This is a genomic window from Kitasatospora putterlickiae (assembly GCF_039527695.1).
GTDB lineage: Bacteria > Actinomycetota > Actinomycetes > Streptomycetales > Streptomycetaceae > Kitasatospora > Kitasatospora putterlickiae.
In genome coordinates, this window is sequence record NZ_BAAAKJ010000030.1 from 1,799 (window position 1) to 6,227 (window position 4,429).

General features: G+C 73.8%; 6 protein-coding genes and 1 pseudogene. 3 read left to right on the forward strand and 4 right to left on the reverse strand.

Features of this window, described 5'->3' with window-relative positions:
* Window positions 1–231 (reverse strand): annotated as a pseudogene (locus tag ABD308_RS04080) (phosphoribosyltransferase); the annotation flags it as partial.
* Between the two features lie 231 nt (window positions 232–462).
* Between ABD308_RS04080 and ABD308_RS04085 the strand changes: the two are divergent.
* The 3 genes from ABD308_RS04085 to ABD308_RS04095 all read left to right on the forward strand — a co-directional run bounded on the left by ABD308_RS04085 (window position 463) and on the right by ABD308_RS04095 (window position 2,753).
* On the forward strand, window positions 463–1,047 hold the full coding sequence (locus tag ABD308_RS04085; protein WP_344325638.1) for an NADPH-dependent FMN reductase: 585 nt from the start codon (window positions 463–465) through the stop codon (window positions 1,045–1,047).
* Window positions 1,048–1,153: 106 nt separating this feature from the next.
* The gene (locus tag ABD308_RS04090; protein WP_344325641.1) at window positions 1,154–1,564 is read left to right on the forward strand and encodes a MerR family transcriptional regulator; all 411 of its coding nucleotides are present in this window, start codon (window positions 1,154–1,156) and stop codon (window positions 1,562–1,564) included.
* Window positions 1,565–1,805: 241 nt separating this feature from the next.
* Window positions 1,806–2,753: a molybdopterin-dependent oxidoreductase gene (locus ABD308_RS04095; protein WP_344325644.1), complete on the forward strand. Its 948-nt coding sequence runs from the start codon at window positions 1,806–1,808 to the stop codon at window positions 2,751–2,753.
* A 3-nt stretch (window positions 2,754–2,756) separates the two neighbouring features.
* Here ABD308_RS04095 and ABD308_RS04100 read toward each other — a convergent pair whose 3' ends face one another.
* From ABD308_RS04100 to ABD308_RS04110, 3 genes are all read right to left on the reverse strand, one after another.
* A complete protein-coding gene (locus ABD308_RS04100) occupies window positions 2,757–2,972 on the reverse strand; it encodes a DUF6191 domain-containing protein (RefSeq protein ID WP_344325653.1) in 216 nt (71 codons plus the stop codon).
* A 47-nt stretch (window positions 2,973–3,019) separates the two neighbouring features.
* A complete protein-coding gene (locus ABD308_RS04105) occupies window positions 3,020–3,424 on the reverse strand; it encodes a type II toxin-antitoxin system PemK/MazF family toxin (RefSeq protein ID WP_344325647.1) in 405 nt (134 codons plus the stop codon).
* 102 nt (window positions 3,425–3,526) lie between these two features.
* Window positions 3,527–4,429 (reverse strand): Dyp-type peroxidase (locus ABD308_RS04110; RefSeq protein WP_344325650.1); only part of this gene is annotated, 903 nt, incomplete at its 5' end.

Genomic DNA, 4,429 nt, shown 5'->3' on the forward strand with positions numbered 1-4,429 from the left:
GTCGGCCAGCGCGCCGAGCGGCGTGCCGTTGCCGGGCGCGTTGAGCGGGCGGGCGACCACGACGTCCAGCGGGGCCGCCAGCTCACGCGCGACCTCCGCCGCCACCGCCACGCCGCCCGGAGCCAGCCCCACCACCACCGGCTCGTCCCCCACCCGGGCACGCAGATACTCACTCGTCCGCCGGGCCAGCCTGCGCCCGGCGTCCCTGCGATTGGTGAAGAGCGCGGTCACGGCCTCCTCCTCGCCGAACGGTCACACTCCGCGACACGCCGCGCCTACCCCACCCGGCCCCGGCCACACCCGCCGGCGGCCGCGTCTCCCCTTCGGCCCGCACTGCTGACCGGAGCGGGGCTTCCTTGCCCCTCAGGTGCTGGTGAGCAGTCGCGGGGACAGGGTCTTGATCATGGTGTTGGTCCAGCGCAGGTTGAGTTCGCCCATAGGCGAAGACCTAGCGTCGACGTCATGACAGCAGACAACGTCAGCAGCCGGCTCCGGATCGCCGTGGTGATCGGGAGCGTGCGCAAGCCCAGACTGGCCGACCCCCTCGCCGCGTGGCTGGAGCGGGAGCTCTCCGCGGTCGACTGGATCGACCTCGACATGATCGACCTCGCCTCGGTCTCCCTGCCGATGCACGAGATGCGGCCGGGCGGGGCGGCCGCCTCCCCGATCGCCGGCCGGCTCGCGGACGCCGACGGGTTCGTGTTCCTCACACCGGAGTACAACCACAGCTTCCCGGCGGCGCTGAAGAACGCGATCGACTGGCACTTCACCGAATGGGCCTACAAGCCGGTCGCGTTCGTCGGGTACGGCGGCTCCGGCGGCATCAGGGCCATCGAGCAGTTGCGGACGGTCCTTCCGGAACTGCGCGCCACCACGGTCCGGGAATCGGTGCTGCTGCCGATGGCGTGGGAGCACATCGACGCCGACGGTCACTTCGTCGCCTCGCCGGGCGCGACGAAGGCGCTGCACTCGACGGTGGAGGAACTGCGCACGTGGGCGCGGGCGCTGCGTCCCCTCCGGAGCGCGGATCCGGTCGGACTGCCGTAGCCCCGGCGACTGCGGCGGGCGGGGGCGTGCGGTCGCGCTCCCCCGCCCGCCGCGTCGCTGTGATACTGGACCGGCGGGATCCATCCACGAACGCGGAACGGACATCATGACCACCACCGAGGACCCCGGCCTTGAGACGAGCCACGCGGCGCTGACGGTCGGACAGTTGGCCGCGGCCGCCGGGGTGACGCCCAACGCGGTCCGCTTCTACGAGCGCTACGGCGTGATCAGCGGTCACCGGAGCAGCGGCAACGCCCGCCGCTTCACCGTCGACGCGATCTGCCGGGTCAAACTCGCACTCGCCGCGCAACGCGTGGGAATCACCCTCAAGGAGAGTGCCGACATCCTCGCCGACATCCCGCCCCTCTCGCGCGACCTCGACCGGTGGGCCGCCGCCGGGGAGGAACTCGTCCGGATCGGCCGGGAGCGCATCAGCCGGCTGCAGGAGACCGTGAACGAACTGGCCACGCTCGACTTCCTGCAGTCGGACCCCTCGACGGCCCGGCCCCGGCCGTGACGTCGCCCACCCGCCATGGCCGGCCGGCCGGGTAGACCGGCTCATCGAGCGACAACTCCTCGACCCGGTCGGCCCGTTCATCGCGCACGATCCACCACTCCCCCCGCTCCCCCGGCGCGTCCGGTGCGCGCGAGGCTACCGGGACCGGAGGGTGGACACGGATCGTTCGGGACCGGAATCCTTCCTATACTCCACCCGGCCCCCGCCCACCCCGGGCCACCCGACGACGTACGGAGCCCGCGTGCAGGCAACGCCCGCCGATCCGAGCATCCCCGACGCCTTCCTCACCCCCGTCGAGCACCTCTTCGTCCGAAACCACCTCGGGCCGCCGCCCGAACTCGACGCCGCCTCCTGGACGTTGACCGTCGAGGGCCTGGTGGAGCGGCCGCTCTGGCTGGACCTGTCGGCGCTGCGGGGGCTGGAGCGGACCAGCCTGACCGCCTTCCACGAGTGCTTCGGCAGCCCGGCCCGCCCCGACGTCCCGACCCGCGCGGTCGCCAACCTGGAGTGGTCCGGCGTCGCGCTCGCCGAGGTCCTGGCCCTCGCGACACCGCGCCCGCAGGCCCGGCACATCTGGTTCGAGGGCGCCGACCGCGGCTCGTTCGCCGGCGAGAGCGGGCTGACGTACCTGAAGGACCTGCCCTTGGACCGGGCCCGGGAGGAGGTGCTGCTGGCCGACACCGTCAACGGCGAACCGCTGCCGGCCCGGCACGGCTTCCCGCTGCGGGCGGTGGCGCCACGGATGTTCGCCACCAACTCCGTCAAGTGGCTCACCCGCGTGGTCCTGGCCGACCACCGCCCCGAGCACCTGTTCACCACCCGCCTGTACACCCGGGCCCCGGCGGGCGGCGGCGCCCCGCGCCCGGTCCGGGAGGTCGACGTCAACAGCAGGCTCCTCGCCCCGCACCACGGCGGCGCCGTACCCGCCGGGACGTCCCAGGTGACGGGCCGGGCGTGGAGCTTCGAACCGGTGGTCGCGGTGGAGGTCGCCGTCGACGACGACGGCTGGCGCCCCGCCCTCCTGCAACCACGCGGCCCCCAGCCCGTCTGGCAGCGGTTCACCCTGCCCTGCCGCCTCACCCCCGGCCCGCACCGCATCCGCTGCCGCGCCACCGACGCCCGCGGCCGCGTCCAACCCCCGTCCGGCGCCCGCAACGCCGTCCACACGGTGGAGGTGCTGGCCGTCTGACCCCTACCGGTGCTGCTCCAGGTAGGCGATGCCGAGGTCCAGGTCGAGGCGACCACGGGGCGGCGCGCCGGCGTGATCGTCGTCCCGCAGGACGAGTTGGGTCCGCCGCTGCTCGATCTGCACGCGCTTGTTGGCGTTGAGGTTGAGGAAGGCGTGGAACTCCTCGGTCGCGGTACGCCCTGGAAAGCCCTTCTGAACGGAAAGGCCCTGGCTCGCCAGGTAACCGAGGTCATGGCAGGTCGAGGCGGGTTCGGCGGAGGCGCCCGCTACGCCAGTCCTCCGAGGCGGCGGGCGTCTTTGATCTCGTGGAGCCTGGCAGCCGTCAGCGGGGTCAACTCCCTCAGCTGTCCAGTGGCGCTGAGGGCTTCTCCCACCTCGCCGAGCTTCACGGAGGACAACACGCCCGCCCGCTCGATCAGGTCGTCCCGGGTCACGGTGGTCTGCCATGTGCACGGGGTGAAGCCCGGACGCGGGATCGCGAACCGCAGCACGCCTTCGAAGGGCAGTCCTTCCGGGGCGCCCACCGTCACTTCAACGCCCAGGCCGCCGAGGTCGACGCCCGCCGGCGCAACGACCTGCATCGCCTGAAACCCGGACGGTTCCTCGTCCGACAGCAGCACGACCGGGCGTCGCTCGTCGAAGTCGACCCACCAGACCTCGCCGCGTTGCATGTGTCCTCCTGGCACGGGACGGCGGGCGAACGCTGCGTGCCCGAAGTCGGTTACGGCGGTGACGCGGCCCCATCTTCGCACGGCGTGACCGAGGGGCGGTGGTCAGGCCCAGAGGTGGGCGCCGAGAGCGGCGCCTTCGGGCGCGCCGGGCAGGACGTAGGCGACGGCGGAGGCGGTGTGCTCGATGAAGGGGTTGAGCGCGTCGCGTTCGGCGAGGCGGTTCTGGACGCGGGTGAACTGGGCCGGGTCGCGCATGAAGGCGCAGAACAGCAGACCGCGGTCGCCGGGGGCGTCGTCGTAGCTGTAGCCGCGGCGCAGCATCCGGGCGCCGCCGTCGAGGCGGGGGCCGGTGAGGCGGACGTGGGCGGTGGCGGGGATGACGTAGGCGCCGTCGGGGTGCTTGGCGTAGAGGTCCGGCTCGTCGCGTTCGGCGGTGCCGGTGAGCGGGGCGCCGTCGCCGGCGCGGCGGCCCATGGCGAGGTCCTGCTGCTCCGCGGGGAGGGCGGCGAAGGCGGCGGTGTCCATCCGGATCCGGCGGTAGACCAGGACGGTGGCGTTCTCGTGCGGTCCGGGCGGGCCCCAGACCCACTGGCGGGCGGTGTCCTCGTCGGGGTTGGCGGTGCCGTCCTTGAAGCCGAACAGGTTGCGGGGGGTGGCGCCGGGCGCGGTCCCGGGCAGGAAGCCGGACTGCGCCCAGCGGGCCGTGGCGCCGGCGCCGTGGGCGGCGGTGGTGGCGAGTTCGGCGACGACGGCGAGCGTCCAGTGGTCGACGGCGCACAGTTGGAGCAGCAGGTCGCCGCCGCCGCGGGCCGGGTCGAGGCGGTCGCCGGGGAAGGCCGGCAGTTCGGCGAACCCGGCGGGGACGGCGAGGGAGAGCCGGGTGGCGAGGGCCGGGCCGAGGCCGACCAGCGAGGTGAGCCGGGGGGTACCGCCGTCGGCCCGCAGCCGCGGGTCGGGTGACGGTCCGGCGGCCGCGGCCAGGGTGCGGGTCCAGGCGGTGAGGAG

Excerpts from the sequence above, each read along its gene's own strand:
- ABD308_RS04105 (WP_344325647.1), bottom strand. The coding sequence starts at position 3,424 with ATGCAACGCGGCGAGGTCTGGTGGGTCGACTTCGACGAGCGACGCCCG.
- ABD308_RS04090 (WP_344325641.1), top strand. The coding sequence starts at position 1,154 with ATGACCACCACCGAGGACCCCGGCCTTGAGACGAGCCACGCGGCGCTG.
- ABD308_RS04085 (WP_344325638.1), top strand. The coding sequence starts at position 463 with ATGACAGCAGACAACGTCAGCAGCCGGCTCCGGATCGCCGTGGTGATC.